The sequence below is a fragment of the Capnocytophaga cynodegmi genome (genome assembly GCF_002302475.1).
Lineage (GTDB): Bacteria > Bacteroidota > Bacteroidia > Flavobacteriales > Flavobacteriaceae > Capnocytophaga > Capnocytophaga cynodegmi.
In genome coordinates this window covers 305,763-330,866 of sequence record NZ_CP022378.1, presented here as the reverse complement: position 1 = coordinate 330,866, position 25,104 = coordinate 305,763, and the positions used below count along the sequence as shown (strand labels likewise).

Here is a 25,104-nt window from a genome sequence, read left to right as displayed (position 1 = left end):
AGAAATTAGTAAATATTATTTTTTTGTTTTTTGAACTACTAAATAAAAATTTTTATGATACAATCTATGACTGGCTTTGGTAAAAGTGTTGTTTCACTTGCCGATAAGCACGTAAGTATAGAAATTAAGTCATTGAATAGCAAGAGTATAGATATTAATACTCGTATTCCTTTGATATACAGAGAGAAAGAGCTTGAGTTTCGTAAAATCCTTGCAGATGAATTGCAACGAGGCAAGGTGGATTTTAGTATTTTTGTTGAGAATACGAACTCCCAGACTTCTGTTAAAATTAATGAAAATGTTGTGAAATCATACATTGCACAGATGAAAAATATAGTTGATGGTGACACAACAGAACTCCTGAAAATGGCTGTACGTATGCCAGATGCTTTGCAAACTTCCGTTGAGAATATTTCTTCTGATGAGTTTGAAACTATATTTAAGCATATTTTGTTGGCAATCAATGATTTGAAAAAATTCAGAACTGAAGAAGGCTTTGTGCTTAAAGAGGATTTTACTCTCAGAATACAAAACATTCGAGACTTACTTAAAGATGTAGAGGCCTTAGATTCAGAACGTTTGATACTCGTTCGTGAGCGTTTGGAGAAAGCCATTGCTGAAATTCGCAATGTAGATGCTAATCGTTTTGAGCAAGAGTTAATTTTTTATCTGGAAAAATTGGATATTACGGAGGAAAAAATTCGATTGAAAAATCATCTGAATTATTTTATTGAAACACTAAATTCAGGAGAATCCAATGGACGAAAATTAAGTTTTATTGCTCAAGAGATTGGAAGAGAAGTAAATACATTAGGTTCAAAAGCTAATTTTTCACCGATGCAACAGGTTGTTGTACAAATGAAGGATGAACTCGAAAAGATTAAAGAGCAAGTTTCCAACGTTCTGTAATTTAGCATTATATTTTACAATTTTCTATTAAGATGAATAAATTAATCATATTTTCTGCTCCCTCTGGTAGTGGTAAATCGACCATTGTACAACATTTATTATCACTCGAAAAATTAAACTTAGCATTCTCTATATCAGCTACTTCAAGAGCTCCCAGAGGAAAGGAACAACATGGGAAAGAGTATTATTTTCTTTCTATAGATGAATTTAAAGAACGCATCGCTTCGGGTGATTTTTTGGAGTGGGAGGAAGTTTATGCAGGAAATTTTTATGGAACTTTGAAAACAGAGGTAGAACGATTATGGTCGTTAGGTAAAGCCGTTGTTTTTGATATTGATGTGGTTGGAGGATTGCGAATTAAAGAGGAATTTCCCGATCGGAGTTTGGCTATTTTTGTAAAACCACCAAGTATTGAAGAACTGGAGAAAAGATTACGAAATCGGCAAACTGAAAGTGAAGATAAAATAAAAATGAGATTGGATAAGGCTTCACAGGAATTGGCTCAGGCTGAAAAGTTTGATGTAATAATCGAAAATGATGACTTGCAGAAAGCCTTACAAGAGGCTGAAAACGTGGTAAGTGAATTTTTAAAATCAACATAGACTGCAATGGGTAAAAAACAAGTAGGATTGTTTTTTGGGTCTTTTAATCCGATTCATATTGGTCATTTAATCATCGCAAATCACTTAGTAGAACACAGCACGATGGATGAACTTTGGTTTGTGGTTACTCCTCAAAATCCTTTTAAAGAGAAACATTCATTATTAGATAATTACAGTCGTTTTGAGATGGTTCATAGGGCTGTTGAGGAGTATGAAAAGTTGCGTCCTTCTGATATAGAATTTCATTTGTCTCAACCTAATTACACGGTAAATACATTAGCTTATCTCGAGGAAAAATATCCTACATTCGATTTTGCTTTGATAATGGGGGAGGATAATCTCAAAAGTTTTCATAAATGGAAGAATTATGAGCATATTTTGAGAAATTACTCTATTTTTGTGTATCCCCGTATTTCTGAAGGAAATATTCCAGAAGAGTTTGAAAATCATTCAAATATAATAAAAATAAATGCTCCCATAATTGAGTTATCGGCAACCTTTATCCGAAATGAAATTAAGGAAAAAAGAAATGTACGTCCGTTATTGGCTCCAAAAGTTTGGCAATATATAGACCAAATGGGGTTTTATGAGAAATAAAAATTCAGAAGAAAATAAGTGATTTTTTTGTTTTTTTTATATTTGTTCTTTAATAATTTAAAATTAGAAGTATGAAAAAATGTGTATTAGCTTGTTTTTTCTTGTTTGTTTTTTCTTGTTTGTTTTTGTTTCTGCACTAAAGGCACAGAGTGTTGTTGGTCGTTGGAAAACCATTGATGATGAGACAGGTAAAGAAAAATCAATAGTTGAGATTTACGAGAAAAATGGTTTGGTTTACGGTAAACTTGTAGAACTTCTGGAAGAAAAAAATAAAAATGCTATCTGTTCAGCTTGTTCAGGAAGTAACAAAAATAAACCTTATTTAGGATTAGTTATTATTACTGGTTTGAAGAAAGATGGAGATGAATGGAGTGGAGGAAAAATTTTAGATCCCAAAACAGGAAAAGAATACAAATGCAATATGGCATTAGAAAATTCTGACAAATTGAAAGTGAGGGGATATTTGGGAATTTCTCTCATAGGGAGAACACAATATTGGCAAAGAGTTCGATAGAGAAGACAACATATTAAAATGAAAAATCCGAAGTTAAAGCTTCGGATTTTTTTATGTTTTTCAATATTATTTACTCATAAAATATACGAGCAAAATTATACCAATGATAATCCTGTAATACCCCCAAATTTTAAATCCATATTTAGTTAGTAAATGTATGAAAGATTTGACGGCGATCATTGCAACAATGAAGGCAACAAGGTTTCCAATGATGAAAATTAAAATATTTTGTTCAGAAGCTAAAATCATTTCGTAACCTTTTTGTTTTATGGTTTCAGTTCCCCAATCTTTAAGAAAAATGGAATAAACCGTGACAGCAAGCATCGTAGGTACGGCAAGGAAAAAAGAAAATTCAGCAGCAGCTTTTCGGCTTAATCCTTGTGTCATACCACCAATGATTGATGCAGCTGAGCGTGAAGTACCTGGCATCATAGCTAAACATTGCCAAAATCCAATGATGACTGATTTCTTTATTGAAATTTCTTTTTCATTAGTTATTTTAGGATTTTTAAACCAATTGTCAGCAAAAAGGAGAATTATACCTCCTAAAATTAATACGATTGAAATTGCAATTTGATTACCAAGAACAGCTTCTATCTTGTCATCAAACAATTTTCCTAGTATAAGTGCAGGGATTACGGCACAAATTAGCTTAATGTAAAAATTTAAGTTTGAAAAATCAAAAAATTTCTTCCAATACAACACAACTACCGAAAGAATAGCCCCAAACTGAATGGAAACTTGAAACATTTTCAGAAATTCAGATTCTTCAATGCCAAGTAAAGAGGCTGTAAAACCCATATGAGCAGTAGAAGAAATTGGTAAGTATTCTGTAAGTCCCTCAATAATAGCAATTATGATAGCTTCAATTGTGTTCATTATTTTTTAGATTTATTAGGATTTAATAAGATGGCATAAACTTCAACAGCAAAACCCAACAGAACTAGGGTAGGAGCTAAATGAATGCGTCTGAAACTAAAGATAGAAGCATCAAAAACATTGGGATCATCGCTTCCTCCTCCACTCATCAATATAAATCCTAATGCAATGATAGCTAATCCAATAAGCATAAAAATGTAATTTTTCCTTCCAAAAATTAATGTCGAATGATGTTTATTCATAACGATTTAGTATGTTTTATTTTATCAGTAATAAAGGTCGTTAGTATTCAAATTTAGGAATCGTTGGGCAGCAAAAAAGGTACTTATCCAACTAATCAATATCCCTATGATGAAGATAATTGAAAAAACAATAATCATATCATTAGTACTTGAAAATATCTCAAATTCAGCGGATATTGAACCAATGTATGTTAAACAACCATAAAGAAGTAGTATGGCAAGAATTGCACTTAAAATTCCTAAACGGATGTTTGTTAAAATGAAAGGTCTTCGGATAAATCCGCGAGTAGCTCCTACAAGTTGCATCGTTTTGATAATGAATCGTTTGGAATATATCGACAAACGAATAGAAGAATTTATAAGGAGAATGGCTATAAAAGTGAACAAACTGCTGAAAATCAGAAGTATTATTCCAATTCTGTTTACATTCTCGTGAATAAGTGTAATCAAAGATTTGTCGTAAACTACCTCAGAAACAAACGAATTTTGAGATAATTCTTTTTCGAGTTCTTTCATTCTTTCAGGTTCTGCAAATTCGGCTTTTAAGCTTAAATCAATGGAATTTTGTAGCGGATTATCACCAATAAAAGTAACAAAATCTTCGCCAATTTCTTCACTAAAAGTTTCTGCAGCAATTTCTTTTGGTATGAATTTCAATGATTTAACATATTCTGTGATGGAAAGCGTTTTTTGTAATTGTTCAATATCAGCCTCTTTAGCATCGTCTTTCAAAAAAATTGTCATAGAAACTTGCTCCTTAAAGTAATTTGCCAATCGTTTTGAACTCAAAATTAAAAATCCTAAAGTACCTAATAAAAATAATACCAAAGTGATACTTATTATCACTGAAAAATAAGAAGTTATTAATCTTCGTCTGTTAAATTTTTCGATTGATTGTGCCAATTTCTAATATTTTTCAAAATAATTCCGTAAAGGTATAAAAAAGTTAGGAAAATGCAATAGGAAGTTATAAAAATTGATGATTAAATACTTTTTGATATTTAATCTTAGTTTTGTAAATATCTAAAAAAGAGACAATTTAGAAATGAAGATTTGTGATTTCGTTTCTAAATTGTCTCAAAAAATATAAACTCTGTTACTTAGTTATTTGCATTCAAATCTTTTAAAACATTCACAGCTTCATCAATGTAAACATCTTGCTGTAAGGTTTCGTGCCAACGGTCACGACGTAATTTTAAATCTTCATTTCCTTGAATTTTGGCTTCTTCTGAAGGAAGAGACACAAATTTTAGATTTGACTTGTAATCTGAAATGGCTTTAAATCGTTTAGCTTCTTCCTCATCTTTTTCAATAATTTTTTTATAAGCTTCGTGATTTAGAGGGAAAATATTTTTATCTTGTTGTTGTTTTACCCATTTAGCATTTTCATCAATGAGTTTTAAATGAGCATTTTCACTGATTCTTTTGTTACTATTTTGGATAGCTTTCTCGAAGTTTTTTTGATTTTCCCAAGATTCAAATTTAACTGCATCAATTTTATCCCATTTCATTGCATTAGTTAGGTCGCGTTCTCCAACATCAATGTATTTGTATTTATCTGGAACAACAATGTCACTTTTAACTCCTTCCAATTGAGTAGAACCTCCGTTGATACGATAGAACTTTTGAATTGTGTACTTTAAGGCTCCTAAATCTCCAAATGAATTTTGACGAACATAATTATTCAAATCTTCAAAACTCTGAACGGTACCTTTTCCGAATGTTTGTTTTCCTCCGATTACGATAGCTCTTTTGTAATCTTGCATAGCAGCTGCCAAAATTTCAGAAGCTGAAGCTGACAATTCATTAACAAGAATAACTAGTGACCCATTCCATTGGATACGAGAGTCTGTGTCTGATAAAACATCAATACGACCACGAGGTGATTTCACCTGAACAATAGGTCCATTTTTGATGAATAAACCACCGAGTTCAACCACGGCTTTTAATGAACCTCCTCCGTTGTTTCTCAGGTCAATAATTAAGCCATCAATATTTTCTTTTTTAAGTTTTTCAATTTCTAAAGCCACATCTGAAGCTGCATTTCTTTCCTTATGGTTTTTGAAATCAATGTAAAACTTAGGCAAATTAATAATACCATATTTTTTGTCACCATCTTCAATGATTGCGGCTTTTGCAAATGTTTCTTCTAATTCTACCATATCACGAACGATTGGTACAACTTCAATGGTTCCATCAACACGCTTCACAGTAAGGCGAACCTCAGTCCCTTTAGGACCTTTTATCAATTTTATAGCATCATCTAATCGCATACCTACAATATCCACAGGTTCTTCATCTCCTTGTGCTACTTTTAAAATATGGTCGCCAACTTCCAAAAGTTTTCCTTTCCAAACTGGACCACCAAGCATTATCCCTGTGATGCGAATACCATCTGCTTTCTTTTGTAGTTGAGCTCCAATACCTTCAAATTTTCCTGACATATCACGGTCGAAATTATCTTTGATATCAGGAGCCATATAAGTAGTATGTGGGTCGAAAGTTTCAGTCATTGAATTAACATAAACACTGAACCATTCTTCCTTAACCGTGTCATTGAGGAAAGAAAAAAGTTCAAGAAGTGTTTTTTCAGAAGTTTCAATAGCTTCTTTTTGTAATTCTTTTTCTGACTTTACTTTGTAGTTGGCATCTTTTTCTTTTTTGTTTTTTTCCTCTTTTTCTTTTGTTATGTAATTAGAAAGAATTGAAAACGTGATAATTTGTTCCCAACGTTTTTGTAGTTCAGCCTTATTTTTCACATATGGAATCTTCTCAAAATCAGTATTGATAGTTTCCTTTGATGAAAAGTTGAAAGGCTTTTTGAAAATATCTTTTGTAATATCCTGAGCTTCTTTCATTCTTTGTGTTAGTCTGTTGTAAGTCAGGTTAAAGAATGTAAGGTCATCATTTTTTAAATCATCGTCCAAACGAGTTTCATATTTTTTGAATTCGTTAATATCTGATTGTAAAAAATAACGTTTTTGGCTATCCAAATGCTCAATGTAATTTTTGTACATTTGTTTGGAAAAGTCATCATTAACATCAATAGGATTGAAATGTTTGTTTGTAAGAATGTGTTGGATAATTTCCACCAGAAGTTTGTCCTTTTCTGGGTCATCGAATTTTTTGCTCACGAAACTGCACGAAGCAAAGGAGACAAATAATAGTGTAAGTGATATTGAAAAATTTCTCATTGTGAAATAAATACTTTAAAGATTGATACATTAAATAATAATCACTATTTTTAATAAAAAAATATGGATTTTGAAAGCAAAATCAATGCCACATTTAATTAAAGAGGCAAACTTACGTAAAAAAAATCAATTTTTTGCATATAATCAGATAAATAAGTTGATAAGTCTTTTTTGCTGAATTAGTTAAGAAATATCTTTTTGAAAAGTTCATTATCAATCTTCTGATTATTAGATGCTTATTTTGAAGAGTGATTTTTTCCTGCAAAGGAATCAAGAGGGTTGTGCTTTTTTGTTAAAAGTTTGCCATTTCATTCAAAATCTGTACTTTTGGACAAAAATTTTCAAAATATGTCAGTTGAAGTAAGGGAATTAACACGACAATATGGAAGTCAAATTGCTGTAAATCAAATCAGTTTTAATTTGAAGAAAGGAGAAATAACAGGTTTTTTAGGACCAAACGGAGCTGGAAAATCTACAACAATGAAAATGATTACAGGTTCGTTAATCCCAACAAAAGGAGAAATAACAATTGATGGGGTTAATATGCTGAAAACACCTATATTGGCTCAGAAAAAAATAGGATATCTGCCAGAACATAATCCGTTGTATTTGGAAATGTATGTGCGTGAATATCTATCCTTTATGGCTGATTTGTACGGGAAGATCCCCCGAAGTAGAGTAGAGAAAGTGATTGAAATCACAGGACTTACGCCTGAAAGTAATAAAAAAATTGAGCAACTTTCGAAAGGTTATCGCCAACGTGTGGGACTTGCTTCTGCATTAATTCACGACCCAGAAATTTTAATTCTCGATGAACCAACTACGGGACTTGACCCCAATCAACTGGTTGAAATTAGGAGTATTATAAAAGAATTAGGGCGAAATAAAATAGTTTTACTTTCATCGCATATTATGCAAGAGGTTCAAGCAATTTGTGATAGGGTTATTGTTTTGAACAAAGGAAATATCGTTTTAGACAAAAAGATGTCGGAACTTCAAGGAAAAGAGCAAGTTATAGAGGTAGCATTCGATTTCAGAGTAGAAGAACGTCTTTTGAAGCAAATTCCAAATGTAAAGTCAGTTGTTAACGAATTTGAGTTTTTGTACAATATTTCATTTGATACAGAAACAGATATGCGTCCTGCTGTATTTGATTTTGCAAAAGAAAATGGACTTAAAATATTGCAAATCAATTATAGGCATAAAACTTTGGAACAATTATTTACAGAATTAACAAAGTAAGAAATTTACTTTTTAGTTTGGTATGTTCCAAAAACAAAATTAGAATCTACCAACTTATTACCTTCAGAATTCAATATCACTAAGTCAGTAATGGTTATAAGATGGTCATAACGAACCACTTCTTGTGTAGTTTCATTCAAAATCGGTTTGGTTACGATTGATATTTTTCCTCCAGTGGCTTCAAACTGAGATATAACAGAAGGTGATGCAGGTGGGTAACTTCCGCAGAAATACGAGGTGTTTACAGCATCACTAAAAGTTCTGTAATATAGTTTGTAATCGTTTGAGATAATACCAGATAGATTATTTTCTTCGTTTTTTAGAACTCCTTTTGGCAGTTCTAAAACTAATGCCTGTTTTGAGTTGTACTTGAATAGGAATGTAGCAGTTGTATCACTTGTACAAGACAAAACATTGGAATTATCAAAAGAGATGGTTTCCACTTCCAAATCTCCATCGTTACAAGCAATTAGGCATAAAGCTAAAATAAAACTCAAAAAAAGCACTTTTCTTTTCATCATTTTTAATTTTTTTGCAAAAGTAAAAAATAATCTTAATGGGTAAAGAAAATTTTATTTTAAAAATGATTGTTAATGATTTTTGGTTTGAACTTTTATGTCATTTCAAGAAACTATTTTTTAAAACAAAATCCCTCCCAGAAAATTATTATTGCATTTAATTATGAGAGGGATTTATTTTTTTTCTATTTTTCCGCAACTAATTCTGCAATTTTTACGATAACCTGAGTGGCTTTTTCTAAACTTTGTACAGGAACATATTCAAACTTTCCGTGGAAGTTGTGCCCACCTGCAAAAATATTCGGACAAGGTAATCCCATATAACTTAGTTGCGAACCATCTGTTCCACCTCGTATTGGCTTGATAATCGGGTTGATACCTAATTCTTTCATTGCTCTTTCCGCAACTTCTACAATATGGAAAACAGGTTCTATTTTTTCTCTCATATTAAAGTATTGGTCTTTAACCTCTATCGAAACTGCATTAGCATATTCTTTATTTAATTCATTTACAATTTGTTGTACAGTTTCTTTGCGTTTTTCGAATAGTTTTCGGTCGTGATCACGTATAATCAATTGAACCACTGTGTTTTCTATATCTCCTGCGATATCAGTGATGTGATAGAAGCCTTCGCGTCCGCTGGTACGTTGCGGAATTTCATTTTCTGGTAATGCGCTAATGAATTGATTAGCAATTAGTAATGAATTAATCATTTTGTTTTTAGCATAACCAGGGTGAACGCTTTTTCCTTTGAAATGTACTTTAGCACCCGCAGCATTAAAACTTTCGTATTCTAATTCACCAATTTGGCTTCCATCCATTGTATAAGCCCAATCTGCACCAAATTTTTCTACATCAAATTTATGTGCTCCACGACCTATTTCTTCATCAGGAGTAAATCCTACTCTAATTTTTCCGTGCTTAATTTCAGGATGTTGTATTAAATATTCCATTGCTGTAACAATTTCAGCAATTCCAGCTTTATCATCAGCTCCCAAAAGTGTTGTACCATCAGTGGTAATAATGGTTTGTCCTTTGTACAGAAGTAAATCTTCAAAGTAAGAAGGAGAAAGTATTATGTTTTTTTCTTTGTTTAGGACGATGTCTCCTCCGTCGTAATTTTCAACAAATTGTGGATTGACATTTTCTCCCGAAAAATCAGGTGAAGTGTCAAAGTGAGCGATAAATCCGACGGTAGGAACTTCATAATCAACATTAGAAGGAAGTGTAGCCATTACATATGAATTTTCGTCAATTGTAACATCTTCTAAACCAATAGATTTTAATTCTTCCACTAATAAACGAGCCAAATTCCATTGTTTATCAGTACTTGGAGTAGTCTGGCTTTCAGGGTCAGACTGTGTGTCCGTTTTTATATACGTTATGAAACGTTCTACTAATTTTTGCATAATATTTTTGAGTATTTTGATTATAAAATTAACGCCCAAAGATATAAAAAATTGTGAAATTTAGCATTTAAAAAATTAAAAAATCAATTGAAGTTTCAGCGTTTTTTTCTATATTCGCACCAAATTACTATTTACAATGAACTTAACTTCAGAAAATATACTATTAATAGGCTCTTTGTTGTTGTTAGTCAGTTTAGTGGCAGGTAAAACATCTTACAGATTTGGTGTTCCAACATTGATTTTATTCTTAGGAGTGGGAATGCTCGCTGGTACTGATGGGATATTAAAAATTCAGTTTAATGATCCTAAATTAGCCCAATTTATAGGTATTATTTCACTAAATTTTATCTTGTTTTCTGGAGGTTTAGAAACTCGTTGGAAGTCGGTAAAACCTATTCTTTTTCAAGGGATTATGCTCTCAACGTTAGGCGTTTTGTTAACGGCGGTCAGTTTGGGGCTTTTTGTATGGTATATTACTGATTTTACGTTATTTGAAAGTCTTTTGTTAGGTTCAATCGTCTCTTCAACTGATGCAGCAGCTGTATTCTCTATATTACGCTCTAAAAATTTGGATTTAAAGTTTAATCTTCGTCCAACTCTGGAGTTTGAAAGTGGAAGTAACGACCCGATGGCTTATGTACTGACAACCACATTTTTAGGCCTAGTTCAAATTCCCGAGCAATCTGTTTGGATGGTTATTCTCGTGTTTTTACGTCAGATTATTTTGGGAGGTGTTCTTGGTTTTGTTTTTGGGAAACTTAGTAAGTTGATTTTCAATAGAATACAATTGGGCTTTGAAGGGCTATATCCTGTACTAGCAATCGCTTTGATGTTTATAACTTTTTCAGGAACTGAAGCACTTGGCGGAAATGGATTTTTAGCAATTTACATATGTTCGGTTTTTCTTGGAAATCAGAACTTTATACACAAAGGAAGTGTTCTAAAAGTATTTGACGGATTGGCTTGGTTAATGCAAATCGTTCTGTTCTTAACTTTGGGTCTTTTGGTCGTTCCAACAGAAATAATTCCTTTAGCTGGTTTAGGACTTTTAATATCAGTATTTCTGATTTTGGTAGCCCGACCTTTAAGCGTATTTTTAAGTACGATTCCTTTCAGAATGTGCTTTGCTCGACGTTCTTATATATCGTGGGTTGGGCTACGAGGAGCTGTACCAATTGTATTTGCAACGTACCCGCTTTTGGCAGAAATAGATAAAGCTCACATCATTTTTAATATTGTATTTTTCATTTCTGTAACTTCGGTTTTGATTCAGGGAACAACACTTTCGGTGGTTGCGAAGTGGTTGAATATAGCTTCTGTTCAGCAAGATGTTGAAAATGATGAAAATCCTGCTGATGCAATCATTCGTGAACATCCAAAGGCTGTGATGCAAGAAATTTTAATACCTGCCGATAATCACATTATAGGCAAGAAAATAGTTGAACTTGAGTTCCCTAAAAATGCGATTATTGCAATGATAAAACGAGATGAAAAATATATAACGCCCAATGGTTCAACTAAAATAAATCCTAACGATATGCTTATTGTTATTTCTGATAATGAGTTGGCTATGACAGAGGTGTATGATATGTTAGAAATCGTTAGTGAATAGATTTTTTTCTTTATTTACATAAAAGGAGAAGTCAGCCGTAATATTTTCTCAGCCAATTGCTTGTATTTTGGTCTTTTTTCCCATTTTTCCAATGTGAGAGTTTCAGCGTCAAGAAGGTCTTCGTAAAAAGTTTCTCGCAATTGAAGAGCAATATCTTGGTTGTAAATAAGTGCAGATACTTCGAAATTGAGGTCGAAACTTCGTGCGTCTAAGTTGGCGGTACCCACTGAAGCCCATTTGCCATCAATTACAAAAGTTTTTGAATGAACAAATCCTTTTTTGTAGAGATAAATTTTCACTCCTGCTCTTAATAATTCCTCAAGAAATGACTGAGAAGTGATATTCACTAAGAAGGAATCTCCTTCTTTGGGAAGCAATAATTTAACTGATATCCCGCTAAGTGAGGCTATAATAAGAGCTTCTTGCAGAGAAGTATCAGGAATATAATAAGGTGTAGTTAAAAGAATTTCCTCTTTAGCTGAATAGATAGCCTGAATTGTTGTGTAAAGAATTGTAGGTAAGTCAGAATCAGGACCACTATAGGCAATTTGAGCATAATAATTTTTTGATAAATTTGAAAAATCAGTTGGGAAATATGTTGGTTGTATTGTTATGTTTTCATTACTACAGAAGTTCCAATCCGATAAGAAAACCATCTGTAATGAAAGAGACGTAACTCCTTTTATCATCAAGTGAGTATCACGCCAATAAAGTTCATTTTTTGCCGAATTGATGTACTTGTCACTAACATTAATTCCTCCCACGAAAGAAGTTTTTCCATCAATAACTACAATTTTCCGGTGGTTGCGATAGTTTATTCTATTAGCAAAATAAATAAAATTAATTTTATGGAACGGGAATACTTGTACTCCGTTTTCTTTCAGTTCTTTAACAATGTTTTTACGAATGCTTCTGCTTCCAAAATCATCGTAAATGAAACGGACTTCAACTCCCTGACGAGCCTTTTCTATCAATATTTCTTTTACCTGATTTCCAATTGTATCATTTTCATAAATGTAATATTCAATATGTATGTGTGATTTTGCATTTCGCATTTCACGAAGTAACACAGGGAAAAGATTTTCTCCATTATTTAAAATCTCTATTGAACTATTTGGAGCTACAAAAGTTTGTTCTGTTTGTGAAAGAAATCGGATAATTTCCATATTCTCACTCAAAGAAGGCTGTTCCAGATGATTTTTTCTAAGAATTTCGATTTTTGTTTCTAATTCGCTGCGAAAAAATTGGTCTATTTCTAGTTTTTTGTTATAAATTTTATGTCTTCTGTAGTTAATTCCGAAAGAAAAATAAAAAACTATACCTAAAACAGGTATAAAAATAACTAAAAGCAGATATGCTAACGTTTTGCTTACTGAACGTGTGTCCCAAATAATCCGAAGACAAACAGCAATTAGTAAAATAATGTATACGATTTGAATGAAAGCCAAGAAACTCATCTCAATGATATTTACAATTTTAGTTAAATAAGTTGGTTACAAAGCTACAAAATAAAATAAATTTTATCAAATAAAAGAAGTTTAATTTATTTATAATCAAAATTTTAATTGAATTTCAGAAAGAAAATAAATTAAAAAATTACATATTAACTTGTTGATTAAATATTTTTCCATACATTTGCAACTTCAAAAACTAGTACATAATAATCATTAAATAATATTGGAATGTATTTAACAAAAGAAGTAAAAGCAGAAATTTTTAAAAAACACGGTGGTTCAGAAACCAACACAGGTTCAGCAGAAGGGCAAATTGCCTTATTCACTTTCAGAATTAATCACTTAACAGAACACTTAAAAAGAAATAGAAAAGATTTCAATACGGAGCGTTCATTGGTGAAATTAGTAGGTAAACGTAGAAGTTTACTAGACTATCTGAAAACAAATGATATTGAGAGATATCGTGCAATTATCAAAGAATTAGGTATTCGAAAATAATCAAAAAGGGGCTTTTTGCCTCTTTTTTTAGTTATTACCAAAAATAAAAGTATTTCTTCTTAGGAAAATTTGAACTAAATTATTTAATAAGCCGTTGGTACAAACCAACCATTGGGAAGCCCAAACAACAACACAACGCCTAATGTTTAATTAAAAAATAACAAAATGATTCCAGAAGTTAAAAAAGAAATTATTGATTTAGGCGACGGAAGAACCATTTCCATTGAAACTGGAAAATTAGCGAAACAGGCAGATGGTTCAGTTGTTGTACGTATGGGAAATGCAATGTTGTTGGCAACAGTGGTTTCCGCAAGAGAAATTAACCCTGAAACTGATTTTTTACCACTAACGGTAGATTATCGCGAAAAATTTGCTGCTGCGGGGCGTTTCCCTGGCGGATTTTTCAAGCGTGAGGCACGTCCCAGTGACCAAGAAGTGCTAACAATGCGTTTGGTCGATAGGGTGTTACGTCCGTTATTCCCTAAAGATTATCACGCTGAAACTCAAGTGATGATTCAGCTAATGTCGCACGATGATAATGTAATGCCTGATGCTTTGGCAGGATTGGCGGCTTCGGCTTGTATCGCTGTGTCGGATATTCCTTTTGACGGACCAATTTCAGAGGTTCGTGTAGCACGAATTGATGGTAAATTTATCATAAATCCTAACAGAGAGCAACTTGCACAATCTGATATGGATATTATGGTAGGTGCTTCCAAAGATTTCGTGGCAATGGTGGAAGGAGAAATGGATGAGGTTTCTGAAAAAGATATGGCGGAGGCTATCAAATTTGCTCACGAAGCCATCAAACTTCAAATTGATGCTCAAATCCGTTTGGCGGAAAAAGTAGGTAAAACTGAAAAACGTACTTATGAGCCAGAGATTGAAAATGAAGAAGTTGAGCAAAAAGTGTATGGTTTGGCATATCCAAAATGTTATGCTATAGCCAAAGAAAATACTTCAAAACAAGAGCGTGGTGAAAAATTTGCTGCTGTAAAAGAGGAGTGTTTGGCGTTATTCTCTGAAGAAGAGCAAGAAGAGTTTGCACCCTTCATCAGTAAATATTTTGGAAAAGCTCAAAAAGAGGCGGTTAGAAATCTTATTTTAGATGAAAATATCCGTTTGGACGGACGAAATACTACTCAAATTCGTCCTATTTGGTGCGAGATAGATTATTTACCATCAGCTCACGGTTCTTCTATTTTTACACGTGGTGAAACTCAGTCACTTACAACAGTAACTTTGGGAACTTCTCGTGAGGCAAATGTAATCGACTTGCCAACAGAACAGGGCGAAGAACGTTTCTACTTACATTATAACTTTCCACCATTTTCAACAGGTGAGGCTCGTCCGCTTAGAGGAACTTCCCGGAGAGAAATTGGTCACGGAAACTTGGCACAACGTGCCTTAAAACGAATGATTCCTGCGGATTGCCCTTACACGGTTCGTGTAGTTTCTGAAATTTTAGAGTCGAATGGTTCTTCATCAATGGCTACGGTATGTGCTGGAACTCTGGCGCTTATGGATGCTGGTGTACAAATGACCAAACCTGTATCAGGAATTGCAATGGGCTTGATTACCGATGGTGAAAAATATGCAGTGCTTTCTGATATTTTGGGAGACGAAGACCATTTGGGGGATATGGATTTCAAAGTAACTGGAACTAAAGATGGTATAACAGCTTGTCAGATGGATATCAAAATCAAAGGATTAACGTATGAAATTCTGGAAAAAGCCTTAGAACAAGCTCGTGAAGGACGTCTGCACATTTTAGGTAAAATTACTGATACTATTGCTGAGCCAAAATCAGAAGTGAAACCTCACGCACCGAAAATCGTCACTATGGAAATTCCGAAAGACTACATCGGTGCGGTTATTGGTTCTGGAGGTAAAAATATTCAAGGTATTCAACAAGAAACTGGAACTACTATTGTTATCGAAGAAGAAGGAGATTTCGGTATTATCGAAGTATTGGGAACAGATCCAGAAGGAATGGAGAAAGCTATCAATGCTATCAAAGCGTGTATTTTTGAGCCTGTTGAAGGAGAAACATATAGCGTAAAAGTTACGAAACTATTAGATTTCGGTGCTGTGGTTGAGTTTGTTCCTGGTAAAGATTCTCTATTACACATTTCTGAAATGGCTTGGGAGCGTACTGAAAAACCATCGGATTTAATAAAAGAAGGGGATATTATCGAAGTGAAATATATTGGTATTGACCCCAAAACGCGTAAACAGAAAGTATCTCGGAAAGCGTTGTTACCACGCCCTCCGAGAGAGGATAAACCTAAGAATGATAGACCAAGAAACGAGAATAAACAAAGACACCAAAAATCAGATAATAAAGAAAATAATCAATAAAACAAAAGAGGCTTATCGTAGCCTCTTTTTTATTTCTATAAATAATTTTTTAAAATATTTCCTTCCATTTCGTATTAGGGTTATATTTTAAAGTACCCCTCTCTACCAACAAGGGGGAGGCAATGTTATTGGTATATAAAGCTCCTGTCCCTAATCCTTGAGGCATTGAATTATTAAGTGTAAAAGTCCATTGGGCAATGGCATTCAGTCCGATATTACTTTCTAAAGCACTGGTTATCCACCAACCTATTTTCTGTTTCTCTGCAAGGGAAATCCATTCTTCTGAATTTTTATATCCTCCTAAAAGAGAAGGCTTTATGATGATATATTGCGGTTTTATTTCTTCCAAGAGCTTTTTTCTGTCAGAGAAGTGAATCACTCCAATAAGTTCTTCATCTAATGCAATCGGAATAGGTGTATTTTGACAAAGAGTTGCCATTTGTTCAATCTGGTTTGCCTTGATTGGCTGTTCAATGGAGTGTAACTCTAATTCGCTCAAGCGTTTTAATTTTTCCAAAGCTTCTTCTGGTACAAATGCTCCATTGGCATCTACACGAATTTCAATATCTTGTGACGAAAATTCTTTCTGTAGATTTTTCAAAATTTCATACTCTTGTTCAAAGGCAATTGCTCCAATTTTCATTTTGATACAATGAAAACCTTGTGCGAGTTTCTCTCGTATTTGCGATTTCATAAATTCGGGAGTACCCATCCAAATCAGTCCGTTAATGGGAATGTTTGACTTTCCTTGCGTAAAATCGGAAGGGAATAAAATATATTTATTATCAGATTTTAACGACCTAAAAGCTTGTTCTACACCAAATTGAATAGAAGGAAACTCGGTAAGTTCATTAAGTAAAGATGTTTCTCCTAATGCAATATTATCGCAGACCCACTGCAGTTTGTTTTCATAGTCGGGTCGGTCATCAAAGCTCAATGTTTTTAGCAAACCACATTCGCCAATTCCTTTTTTTTCTCCATCGGTAATTACTAAAAAATAGGTTTCTTTCTGGGTCAGTATTCCTCTTGATGTTCCCGACGGATGTTTGAAATTTAAAATATATTTTTCGTAAAAAGCGTTCATCAATTTTTTCGATTGAAAGTATTTAATTTTCGTCGATTAATTCAACTTCTAATTGTTCTTCTTCTTCGACTTCCTCTTTCTTTTTGGTAATCAATTTCTCCATTTTTCGGTCATTCAAGACGTATGAAACCGATTTTTGGTCTAGTTCTTCAAGAAATTCTTTTGAAATATCGACTTTCAGCTGTCCATTGTCCATATTTAGATGTATATTTTCTTCCATATTGTGTACAATGAACGTAATTGGATAATTTCCTTGATGTTTTTCAATGATATTTTTATAATTTTCAATTAAATCTGTTGAAATATCTTTAATATTTAGATGTAAAGCGATTTTTTTTGCTAAACTAGCGAGTACATCTTGTAATTGCATTATCATTGTAAACTGAACGCGAGGTTCTGCCTTTTCGTTACTATCTTTCTTCTGCCAACCTTCTTTGACTACAAATTTACAATACAGAAAAGTGCCTAAAATGAGGTAGTTACGAAATTTTAAATAATCATCATTAAATAATCTGAATTCGTGCGATCCTTCATAATCTTCCAAAATAAATGACGCCCAACCTTTTCCGTTTTTAGAGGTACGATGCTGGACATCGGTAATCATTCCAGCAATACTTATTTCTCTGTTAATCAAGGGAGAAAGGTCTTGTAATTGTGTAAGTGATAAATTGCAGAAATTGTCCAATGAATGTTTAAAATCATCTAACGGATGCCCTGAAATGTAAATTCCCACAACTTCTTTTTCACGACGTAATTGTTCCAAATTTCCCCAACTTTCACAATTCGGAATGGTAGGTTCAGGAATTTCAACTCCCGAACTTTCTCCGAATAGACTCATTTGGGGGGAGTTTTTGTTTTCTTGATATTTATTGCCATAGCGGATAGCTTTTTCTAAAAAGACAATCCCATCGCCTTCATCGTGAAAATATTGAGCTCGATGCACTTTGGTAAAAGAATCAAATCCACCTGCCAGAGCTATGTTTTCAAAGGCTTTTTTGTTAATATTTCTGAAATCTACGCGTCTGGTTACATCAAAAATAGAAGTATAATTTCCATCTTTTCGGCTATCAACAATGGTTTCTACTGCATTTTTTCCAACCCCTTTGATAGCTCCCATTCCAAAGCGAATGTTTCCGTCTTTATTTACGGTAAATTTATAAAACGATTCATTTACATCAGGGCTTAACACTTTGATTCCCATACGTTGACATTCTTCCAAAAAGAACGAAACTTGCTTAATATCGTTCATATTATTGGAGAGTACCGCCGCCATAAATTCAGCAGGATAGTTGGCTTTCAAATATGCAGTTTGGTAGGCAATCCAAGCATAACAAGTGGAGTGCGATTTGTTAAAAGCATAACTTGCAAAGGCTTCCCAGTCCTTCCAAATTTTTTCTAAAATATCCGCAGGATGCCCATTTTTGATGCCCCCTTCCACAAATTTAGGTTTTAGTTTTTCAAGCAAGGCGAAAATCTTTTTTCCCATCGCTTTACGAAGCATATCGGCATCACCTTTGGAAAAACCAGCCAACTTCTGAGAAAGTAACATTACTTGTTCCTGATATACCGTAATTCCGTAAGTTTCTTTGAGATATTCTTCCATTGCATCAAGGTCATACACAATGGGTTCCGTGCCGTGTTTCCGTTTGATAAAACTCGGAATGTACTCCAAGGGACCTGGTCTGTATAGGGCGTTCATAGCAATTAAATCAGCAAAAACAGTAGGTTTCAGCTCTCGCATATATTTTTGCATTCCAGGCGACTCGTATTGGAAAATCCCCACAGTTTCACCACGTTGGAAAAGCTCGTACGTTTTTTTGTCATCAATCGGAATTTCATCAGGATTGATTTCTATGCCATTTCGTCTTTTTATAAGTTCGACAGAATCTTTAATCAGGGTGAGTGTTTTAAGCCCTAAAAAGTCCATTTTTAGCAGTCCAGCACTTTCCACAACGGAGTTATCAAACTGAGTAACAAATAAATCCGAATCTTTAGCGACTGAAACAGGCACAAAATTGGTAATATCATCAGGAGTGATAATAACGCCACAGGCGTGAATTCCCGTATTGCGAACAGAACCTTCCAGAACTTGAGCTTGTTGCAGCGTTTCGGCAGCCAAATCCGTACCTTCGGCTATTTGTTTGAGTTCGTTTACTTTTGGTAGCTCGTCGGAACGTAGCTTTTCTTTCAGCTGTTTGTCGTCCATACTGAAAATCTTTGCCAATTTCATATTTGGCACGAGCTTGGCAATTCTGTCGGACTCGTGCAAAGGTAAATCCAGTACACGAGCGGTATCCCGAATGGAAGATTTCGCCGCCATCGTTCCGTAGGTTATGATTTGAGCCACCTGATTTTTTCCGTACTTGTTGATAACATAATCCATTACTAATGAGCGTCCTTCGTCATCGAAGTCAATATCAATATCGGGCATACTTACGCGGTCGGGGTTGAGAAAACGCTCAAAAAGTAAATCGTATTTGATTGGGTCTATATTCGTGATTCCGAGGCAATAAGCTACTGCCGAACCTGCCGCTGAACCCCTTCCTGGTCCTACAGAAACACCCATTTCACGAGCTGCTGCGATAAAGTCCTGAACAATAAGAAAATACCCAGGATATCCTGTTTTTTCAATAATCATCAATTCAAAATCCAATCGCTCAATAACTTCTTCAGAAAGAGGAAGTTTGTAACGTTTTTCTGCTCCGAGATAAGTCAGATGTCGGAGATATTTGTTTTCTCCTTTTTTTCCGTCAGGGTCATCTTCTACCAGAAACTCGTCTGGAATTTGAAATTTTGGCAACAAAACCTCTCGAGCCAAGTTATAAATCTCAATTTTATCGATGATTTCTTGAATATTTAAAATGGCTTCAGGAACGTCCTTAAACAAAGTTTTCATTTGCTCGGCGGACTTGTAATAATATTCCTGATTGGGCATTCCGAAGCGATATCCGCGACCTCTTCCGATGGGAGTTGCCTGTTTTTCTCCGTCCTTTACACACAGCAAAATATCGTGTGCGTTGGCATCTTTCTGGTTGATATAGAATGTGTTATTCGTGGCTACGAGCTTTACTTGATGTTTTTTGGATAGTTCTATAAGTACTTGATTGACACGATTTTCATCTTCTTGATTGTGTCGCATCAGTTCGATGTAAAGGTCTTCACCGAAAAGATTTTTCCACCAAAGTAATGCTGTTTCGGCTTGTTTCTCTCCGATATTCAGTACTTTGGACGGAACTTCGCCATTCATTCCACCAGTTAATACGATGAGGTTTTTTTTATATTTTTCAATGATATTTCTGTCAATTCTCGGTACGTAATAATAGCCATCGGTATAAGCAATGGAAGCCATTTTTGCCAAATTGTGATAGCCATTTTTATTTTTAGCTAACATAACAACTTGGTAACCATTGTCTTGATGGCTTTTGTCTAAATGATTTTCACAGACATTAAATTCGCAACCTACAATGGGTTTAATTTCGATTTCGGAAGGAGTTTCGCCCTTTTCGATAGCTTCATCATTTTTGGCTTTGGCGGATTTGTTGTGCCCCAAAACTTCCTTGATGAAATGAAAGGCCCCCATCATATTTCCGCTATCGGTCATTGCTACTGCAGGCATTTTCTCCTGAATGGTTTTCTTTACCAAACTTTGTATAGATGTAGTGGCTTGTAGTACAGAGAATTGTGTATGATTGTGCAAATGAGCAAACGGAGCTTTTTCCAACAAGGCGATATTTGCATTAAGCTCTTGCTGACTTAATCCGCTTCTTGATTGCTTTTGAATTTCTTTACGAATTTCTTCCGAAGCCTTTTTCAGGTTGATGTGTTTTAGCCCAAAGGGTTGAATTTCGGTTGTGTTATGTTGTTGAAATTCAGTAATGTATTCAGCTGAAATATCTTTTGTTTCAAATCCTTGTCCGATGCGTATCAATTCAAAGAAACAACGGGTAGTTGCTTCCACGTCGGCAGTGGCATTATGTGCTTCTGCAAAAGGAACATTGAACAGAAATTCGTGTAACTCGGTGAGTGTAGGTAATTTATAACGACCACCACGTCCCCCAGGTATCTTGCAGAGTTCTGCTGTGATTTCGGTACAAGTATCCAAAACGGGCATATTAACAAGTGGACTATCAACACCATAGCGATGAAATTCGGCACCCATAATATTGATATCAAACCCAATATTTTGCCCCACCACATAAGTTGATTTTTTTAGAGCTTCATTAAACTCTTCGAATACTTTTTGAATTGAAACTCCTTGTTGTTGAGCTAATTCGGTGGATATTCCGTGTACTTTTTCAGCATCGTACGGAATGTTAAAATCATCAGGTGTGATGAGAAAATCTTTATGTTCGATGAGTTTTCCATGTCGGTCGTGCAACTGCCAAGCAATCTGTACGGCACGAGGCCAATTATCTGAATCTGTGATAGGTGCGTCCCAACGTTTTGGTAAACCTGTGGTTTCGGTATCGAAAATTAAGTACATAATCGTAAAAATCTGAACTGCAAAAATACGATTTTTTTTAAGAAATAGACTATGAGTAAAACTTATGCATTTCAGCTACAATTTGCTGAATTTCTTCACGAAACCAATTGGGTGAAAGCACTTCAATTTCAGCTCCGTGAGAGAGAATTTCTTGTCGGAAATCATACGTTGGTCGTAAAAAATATTCAAAAAAGGTGTAATTATCTTCCGTTTTGATTTCTTTTTGAGAATGATGTAAGGGGAGGGATTGGAGGTATTTCATTTTTTCCTCATTTGTTTTTAGGACAACTCTTTCAATTTGCTTGTCGGTAAAGACGCCAAAACTTGAACTGAAAAAAAGTTCAAGATTGAAATCTGTTGGGAACTTAAATTTTTCGGTAGTACGTTGTAGTTTTAAAATCCGATCAAGACCAAAGATACGAATGTCTTTTAATTCACTACAAAAGCCAACTACATACCAGCGTTGCTTAAAAATCTTCACCCCATAAGGAGCTAATACATAATGCTTTTCAATATCATTTTGAAAACGCTGATATGAGATAGAAATTTGCCTATTTTGTCTCATCGCCTCCATTATGTCCCTTAAATATTCACGCCCCGAAGGAATATCTTCTAATGAAATTCGATGATATAAAGGTTTCCATTCTTGTAAAAAGTTACTAATAGTGAAGCTGTTGAGTATCCATTTTTTTAATATATTATTTTGTATATCTTCCTTGTTATCAATATAATATTTGCTGTTTTGACATATAATTGAAATTCCGAAAATATCTTGAATAGTATTTCTGTATCGGTTGAAAGTACTTCTATCAAAATCTTTTTGTTCATCGTTTAAATAACTTTTCAGCCATTTTTCTTTTATCTCTTTGAGTGTAATTCCATCTTGTTGTAAAATAGTTTCAATCAGCCAAATTTGCTTATTTAATGCATCTTGTTTCATAAAAAAAATCGAGTTTACCCAAAAAAAACAAAAGTATGGAAATTATCCCTACTTTCGTTGGCTTTTGCAAGTTAAAAATTACGCCAAAAACTGTTTCAACACTGATTTTTTAATTTTGTAAATTTGCTTTTCTACTATTCTTTCAACCATTTCATTCTTAACAAATTTGCTTGCTTCAAGATTGCTAAGCAAAAGAATTGTATCTATTGAAGAATTAAAAATTTCGTGATTTTTCACCTCAGACAAAACAAAAACAGCTTTGTCTTCGGTAAGATAAAAATATGCAAAATACAAGAATAACATTTGTTCCGCTTCTGAAAGATTCTGATTTTTAAGGTATTGTATAGAATTCAGTTGCGAATTGTTTTCTATAAAAAGTTTTACTTCTTCGTTTGCTTCGTCAAAAGTGTAACTTTCGGTAAATATCATTTTCAGAAGTTCGAAAAAGTCGTGCAATGAACTATTTGAATAATCTGTTGGGGAGAAAGCTTCATCGTTAGCGATTGCCTTTTCAGCCTGTGAATTGATAATACCTATATATTCATCATTTGTTTTGTGGCAACGTATGAATTTTCGATTTATTAAATCATCTAATTCATCGAAAAAAAATAAATAAAATCCTAAAAAATTTCTTATATCAGTGAGTTTAACCTTATCTTTCTCTATCATAAAAATGGATAGGAGAACGGCCTGTACAGGAGAAATAGTAAGTTTTTTGCATACAAAATCGATGTAAGAAGCTTGTTCTTCAAAAAACTTATCGCTTAACTCAGAGTTTTTTGATTTCATATAGATTTGCAACATTAAGTTAGGTAATGTCATTTGATTACTTGAATTCAAATGATTTAATAATATTTTGATTTTTAACGATTTGTATTTCATAAAATATTTTTTTACTATTTTCAAATGCAAAATTAATGGACAAGTGTATCAGATTGTGATACATAAAAAAGTTTTTTTTAGAAATTGATTCGTTCATATAATAAACGCTCTATAAAATCAGGCATATCAATAGTTTGATTTAATTTTGTTTCGATAATTCGCTTAGGAAGTGTAGAAAAATCTAAACTTTCACAACATAAAAAAGCCGAAAATTCCCACTGAGTAACGCTATCAGGAATGTGAATTTTAGTCAGTTTTTGGCATCCTAAAAATGCTCCGTGTTTGATGGTGGTAAGTTTGTTGGGTAAGATGACTTCTTCTAATGTAATGCAATCTAAAAAGGCACATTCCCCAATGATAGTGATATCTTTCAAGAATGTATCTTTTTGCATATCAACAATATTTGACGAATGGTCAAGCCATTTTAGCAAAGTATTTCGCTCTTGGTTTAATACATATTTTTTCATACGTTACTTTTTATTTCAAGAGCAAAATTAAAAGGTAGGTGTGTCAGATTGTGACACAGATATTGAATTTGTACAAAAAAACACGGAGGGAAGTCCGTGTTTTTTGGGGTGAATATGATTAAGATTCTTGTATCATTTCTCGAATCATTGAAATAAATGGGGTTCTGTTTTTTCGTGTATTTTTGCTCGTATTTTTGTACCAGTCATTCGTTACATAATAGCTTTTTCCTTTATATTCAAATAGGTTTTTGTTATAATATCGAAGTTTATCAATATTCTTTTTAGAATCCACTAAAACAGGATAATTTTGCATAAAATATTCCTTACACAAATATTCATCAATCAAAATAGGGAACAATTTATCAAAAATTTCATATTCAACAGAAAGATTTAAAAGATTGAAAATAAACTCCTTATTGTTCAGATTGTTAATTACATCAAGTTTCTTTTCAAAATCGTTATCATCAAAAATGTTTAAATCTTTAACAGTGGTAAGTTCTTTTTCTTCCTCTACGATTTCTTCTGTTTCAGAGATAACTTCTGAATTTTCAGGTAGATAGTTAATCCAATTCCTCTTGATGGCTTCATCTGCTCGTTTTAAAAATTCTTCTTTGGGCTGTTTAATTTGAACATAGGATTTCATAATATCGTTTGGATTATACAATCTGTAACAAATCGCTTTCATTGTTTCTTGTATATCCTCATTGTTTTGTTGCTTGGTGAATAGCATTTACAACAGCTTGATTACCAGTTGGGTCTATACTAACAAAAATGTTTTTCTCATTAAAACGTAGATTTCCCTTATCAGCAAACTCGGTGATAGCTTTTTTATCTTTTTTATCCAAGGCTTTTGCACCATCTACTTTGTAGTTGGTATTTAACTTTTTCCCATATCGAATAGGTAATTTACCTCCCGATTTTATGGTTTCTAACATCTCTGTTGCTCTATCCTGCACTGATTTTACAGGCATAAAGTAACAATTTTTGATAAAAAATTCAATGAATTTTTCTTCATTTTCAAATAAATCAATTAATCTTTTAGTTCCGTTCATATCGTATTATTTTTAATCGTTATTCATTTATGATTCACCAAAAAAAAGGACACAGCACTTGTCTTCCGTATTTTTCGGTTGGGCTTCGGCAAAAGCCTGAGATGAAAATAGGTAAAACAGCCTGCGTCCCTTGAAGGGAGCAAACACCACTTACCAATTACTTTT

Annotated in this window: 22 protein-coding genes; 8 read left to right on the top strand and 14 right to left on the bottom strand. The window is 33.6% G+C overall.

What is annotated here, in order from left to right; all coding sequences use genetic code 11:
* Window positions 1-54 precede the first annotated feature (54 nt).
* The 4 genes from CGC48_RS01600 (at window position 55) to CGC48_RS01585 (ending at window position 2,622) form a co-directional block, all read left to right on the top strand.
* Window positions 55-909 carry a YicC/YloC family endoribonuclease gene (locus CGC48_RS01600; protein WP_098028189.1) on the top strand — a complete coding sequence of 285 codons (855 nt, stop codon included), beginning with the start codon at window positions 55-57 and terminating at the stop codon, window positions 907-909.
* Window positions 910-941: 32 nt separating this feature from the next.
* A complete protein-coding gene (gene gmk / locus CGC48_RS01595; RefSeq protein ID WP_098028188.1) occupies window positions 942-1,511 on the top strand; it encodes a guanylate kinase in 570 nt (189 codons plus the stop codon).
* Between the two features lie 6 nt (window positions 1,512-1,517).
* Window positions 1,518-2,108, top strand: coding sequence for a nicotinate (nicotinamide) nucleotide adenylyltransferase (gene nadD, locus CGC48_RS01590; protein ID WP_018278518.1), 591 nt, complete (start codon window positions 1,518-1,520; stop codon window positions 2,106-2,108).
* Window positions 2,109-2,187: 79 nt separating this feature from the next.
* Window positions 2,188-2,622 (top strand): DUF2147 domain-containing protein, encoded by a 435-nt coding sequence (locus tag CGC48_RS01585; protein WP_098028187.1) that lies wholly within the window; start codon window positions 2,188-2,190, stop codon window positions 2,620-2,622.
* Window positions 2,623-2,688: 66 nt separating this feature from the next.
* On the opposite strand, the gene CGC48_RS01580 is transcribed toward CGC48_RS01585, so the two are convergent.
* The 4 genes from CGC48_RS01580 to CGC48_RS01565 all read right to left on the bottom strand — a co-directional run bounded on the left by CGC48_RS01580 (window position 2,689) and on the right by CGC48_RS01565 (window position 6,937).
* Entirely contained in the window at window positions 2,689-3,501 is an 813-nt protein-coding gene (locus CGC48_RS01580; protein ID WP_098028186.1) for an undecaprenyl-diphosphate phosphatase, read from the bottom strand.
* Window positions 3,501-3,743 (bottom strand): DUF3098 domain-containing protein, encoded by a 243-nt coding sequence (locus CGC48_RS01575; protein ID WP_098028185.1) that lies wholly within the window; start codon window positions 3,741-3,743, stop codon window positions 3,501-3,503. The genes CGC48_RS01580 and CGC48_RS01575 overlap by 1 nt, the downstream gene beginning before the upstream one ends.
* A gap of 24 nt (window positions 3,744-3,767) precedes the next feature.
* The gene (locus CGC48_RS01570) at window positions 3,768-4,646 is read right to left on the bottom strand and encodes a cell division protein FtsX (protein WP_098028184.1); all 879 of its coding nucleotides are present in this window, start codon (window positions 4,644-4,646) and stop codon (window positions 3,768-3,770) included.
* Window positions 4,647-4,843: 197 nt separating this feature from the next.
* Window positions 4,844-6,937, bottom strand: a complete 2,094-nt coding sequence (locus tag CGC48_RS01565; protein ID WP_098028183.1) for a carboxy terminal-processing peptidase — start codon at window positions 6,935-6,937, stop codon at window positions 4,844-4,846.
* Window positions 6,938-7,285: 348 nt separating this feature from the next.
* Here CGC48_RS01565 and gldA point away from each other — a divergent pair, with 348 nt between their 5' ends.
* The gene (gene gldA, locus CGC48_RS01560; protein ID WP_098029725.1) at window positions 7,286-8,179 is read left to right on the top strand and encodes a gliding motility-associated ABC transporter ATP-binding subunit GldA; all 894 of its coding nucleotides are present in this window, start codon (window positions 7,286-7,288) and stop codon (window positions 8,177-8,179) included.
* A 5-nt stretch (window positions 8,180-8,184) separates the two neighbouring features.
* On the opposite strand, the gene CGC48_RS01555 is transcribed toward gldA, so the two are convergent.
* Window positions 8,185-8,697 carry a hypothetical protein gene (locus CGC48_RS01555; protein ID WP_098028182.1) on the bottom strand — a complete coding sequence of 171 codons (513 nt, stop codon included), beginning with the start codon at window positions 8,695-8,697 and terminating at the stop codon, window positions 8,185-8,187.
* 185 nt (window positions 8,698-8,882) lie between these two features.
* Window positions 8,883-10,106: a peptidase T gene (gene pepT, locus CGC48_RS01550; RefSeq protein WP_098028181.1), complete on the bottom strand. Its 1,224-nt coding sequence runs from the start codon at window positions 10,104-10,106 to the stop codon at window positions 8,883-8,885.
* A gap of 136 nt (window positions 10,107-10,242) precedes the next feature.
* Here pepT and CGC48_RS01545 point away from each other — a divergent pair, with 136 nt between their 5' ends.
* Window positions 10,243-11,718 carry a potassium/proton antiporter gene (locus CGC48_RS01545; protein WP_018278508.1) on the top strand — a complete coding sequence of 492 codons (1,476 nt, stop codon included), beginning with the start codon at window positions 10,243-10,245 and terminating at the stop codon, window positions 11,716-11,718.
* A 14-nt stretch (window positions 11,719-11,732) separates the two neighbouring features.
* Here CGC48_RS01545 and cls read toward each other — a convergent pair whose 3' ends face one another.
* Entirely contained in the window at window positions 11,733-13,175 is a 1,443-nt protein-coding gene (gene cls / locus CGC48_RS01540; protein WP_098028180.1) for a cardiolipin synthase, read from the bottom strand.
* Window positions 13,176-13,400: 225 nt separating this feature from the next.
* Between cls and rpsO the strand changes: the two genes are divergently transcribed.
* Entirely contained in the window at window positions 13,401-13,670 is a 270-nt protein-coding gene (rpsO, locus tag CGC48_RS01535) for a 30S ribosomal protein S15 (protein ID WP_018278506.1), read from the top strand.
* Between the two features lie 165 nt (window positions 13,671-13,835).
* Window positions 13,836-16,031 (top strand): polyribonucleotide nucleotidyltransferase, encoded by a 2,196-nt coding sequence (locus CGC48_RS01530; protein ID WP_098028179.1) that lies wholly within the window; start codon window positions 13,836-13,838, stop codon window positions 16,029-16,031.
* 49 nt (window positions 16,032-16,080) lie between these two features.
* Here CGC48_RS01530 and CGC48_RS01525 read toward each other — a convergent pair whose 3' ends face one another.
* The 7 genes from CGC48_RS01525 to CGC48_RS01495 all read right to left on the bottom strand — a co-directional run bounded on the left by CGC48_RS01525 (window position 16,081) and on the right by CGC48_RS01495 (window position 24,939).
* Window positions 16,081-17,115: an o-succinylbenzoate synthase gene (locus CGC48_RS01525; RefSeq protein WP_098028178.1), complete on the bottom strand. Its 1,035-nt coding sequence runs from the start codon at window positions 17,113-17,115 to the stop codon at window positions 16,081-16,083.
* Window positions 17,116-17,137: 22 nt separating this feature from the next.
* Window positions 17,138-21,598, bottom strand: coding sequence for a DNA polymerase III subunit alpha (gene dnaE, locus CGC48_RS01520; RefSeq protein WP_098028177.1), 4,461 nt, complete (start codon window positions 21,596-21,598; stop codon window positions 17,138-17,140).
* A 49-nt stretch (window positions 21,599-21,647) separates the two neighbouring features.
* Window positions 21,648-22,538 (bottom strand): helix-turn-helix transcriptional regulator, encoded by an 891-nt coding sequence (locus tag CGC48_RS01515; protein WP_098028176.1) that lies wholly within the window; start codon window positions 22,536-22,538, stop codon window positions 21,648-21,650.
* A 78-nt stretch (window positions 22,539-22,616) separates the two neighbouring features.
* Complete coding sequence (locus CGC48_RS01510; RefSeq protein WP_098028175.1) at window positions 22,617-23,420, bottom strand: hypothetical protein; 804 nt, start codon at window positions 23,418-23,420, stop codon at window positions 22,617-22,619.
* A gap of 77 nt (window positions 23,421-23,497) precedes the next feature.
* Window positions 23,498-23,887, bottom strand: coding sequence for a leucine-rich repeat domain-containing protein (locus tag CGC48_RS01505; protein ID WP_098028174.1), 390 nt, complete (start codon window positions 23,885-23,887; stop codon window positions 23,498-23,500).
* 118 nt (window positions 23,888-24,005) lie between these two features.
* On the bottom strand, window positions 24,006-24,572 hold the full coding sequence (locus CGC48_RS01500) for a hypothetical protein (RefSeq protein WP_157909841.1): 567 nt from the start codon (window positions 24,570-24,572) through the stop codon (window positions 24,006-24,008).
* A 16-nt stretch (window positions 24,573-24,588) separates the two neighbouring features.
* Complete coding sequence (locus CGC48_RS01495) at window positions 24,589-24,939, bottom strand: hypothetical protein (RefSeq protein WP_098028172.1); 351 nt, start codon at window positions 24,937-24,939, stop codon at window positions 24,589-24,591.
* Between the last annotated feature and the right edge of the window lie 165 nt (window positions 24,940-25,104).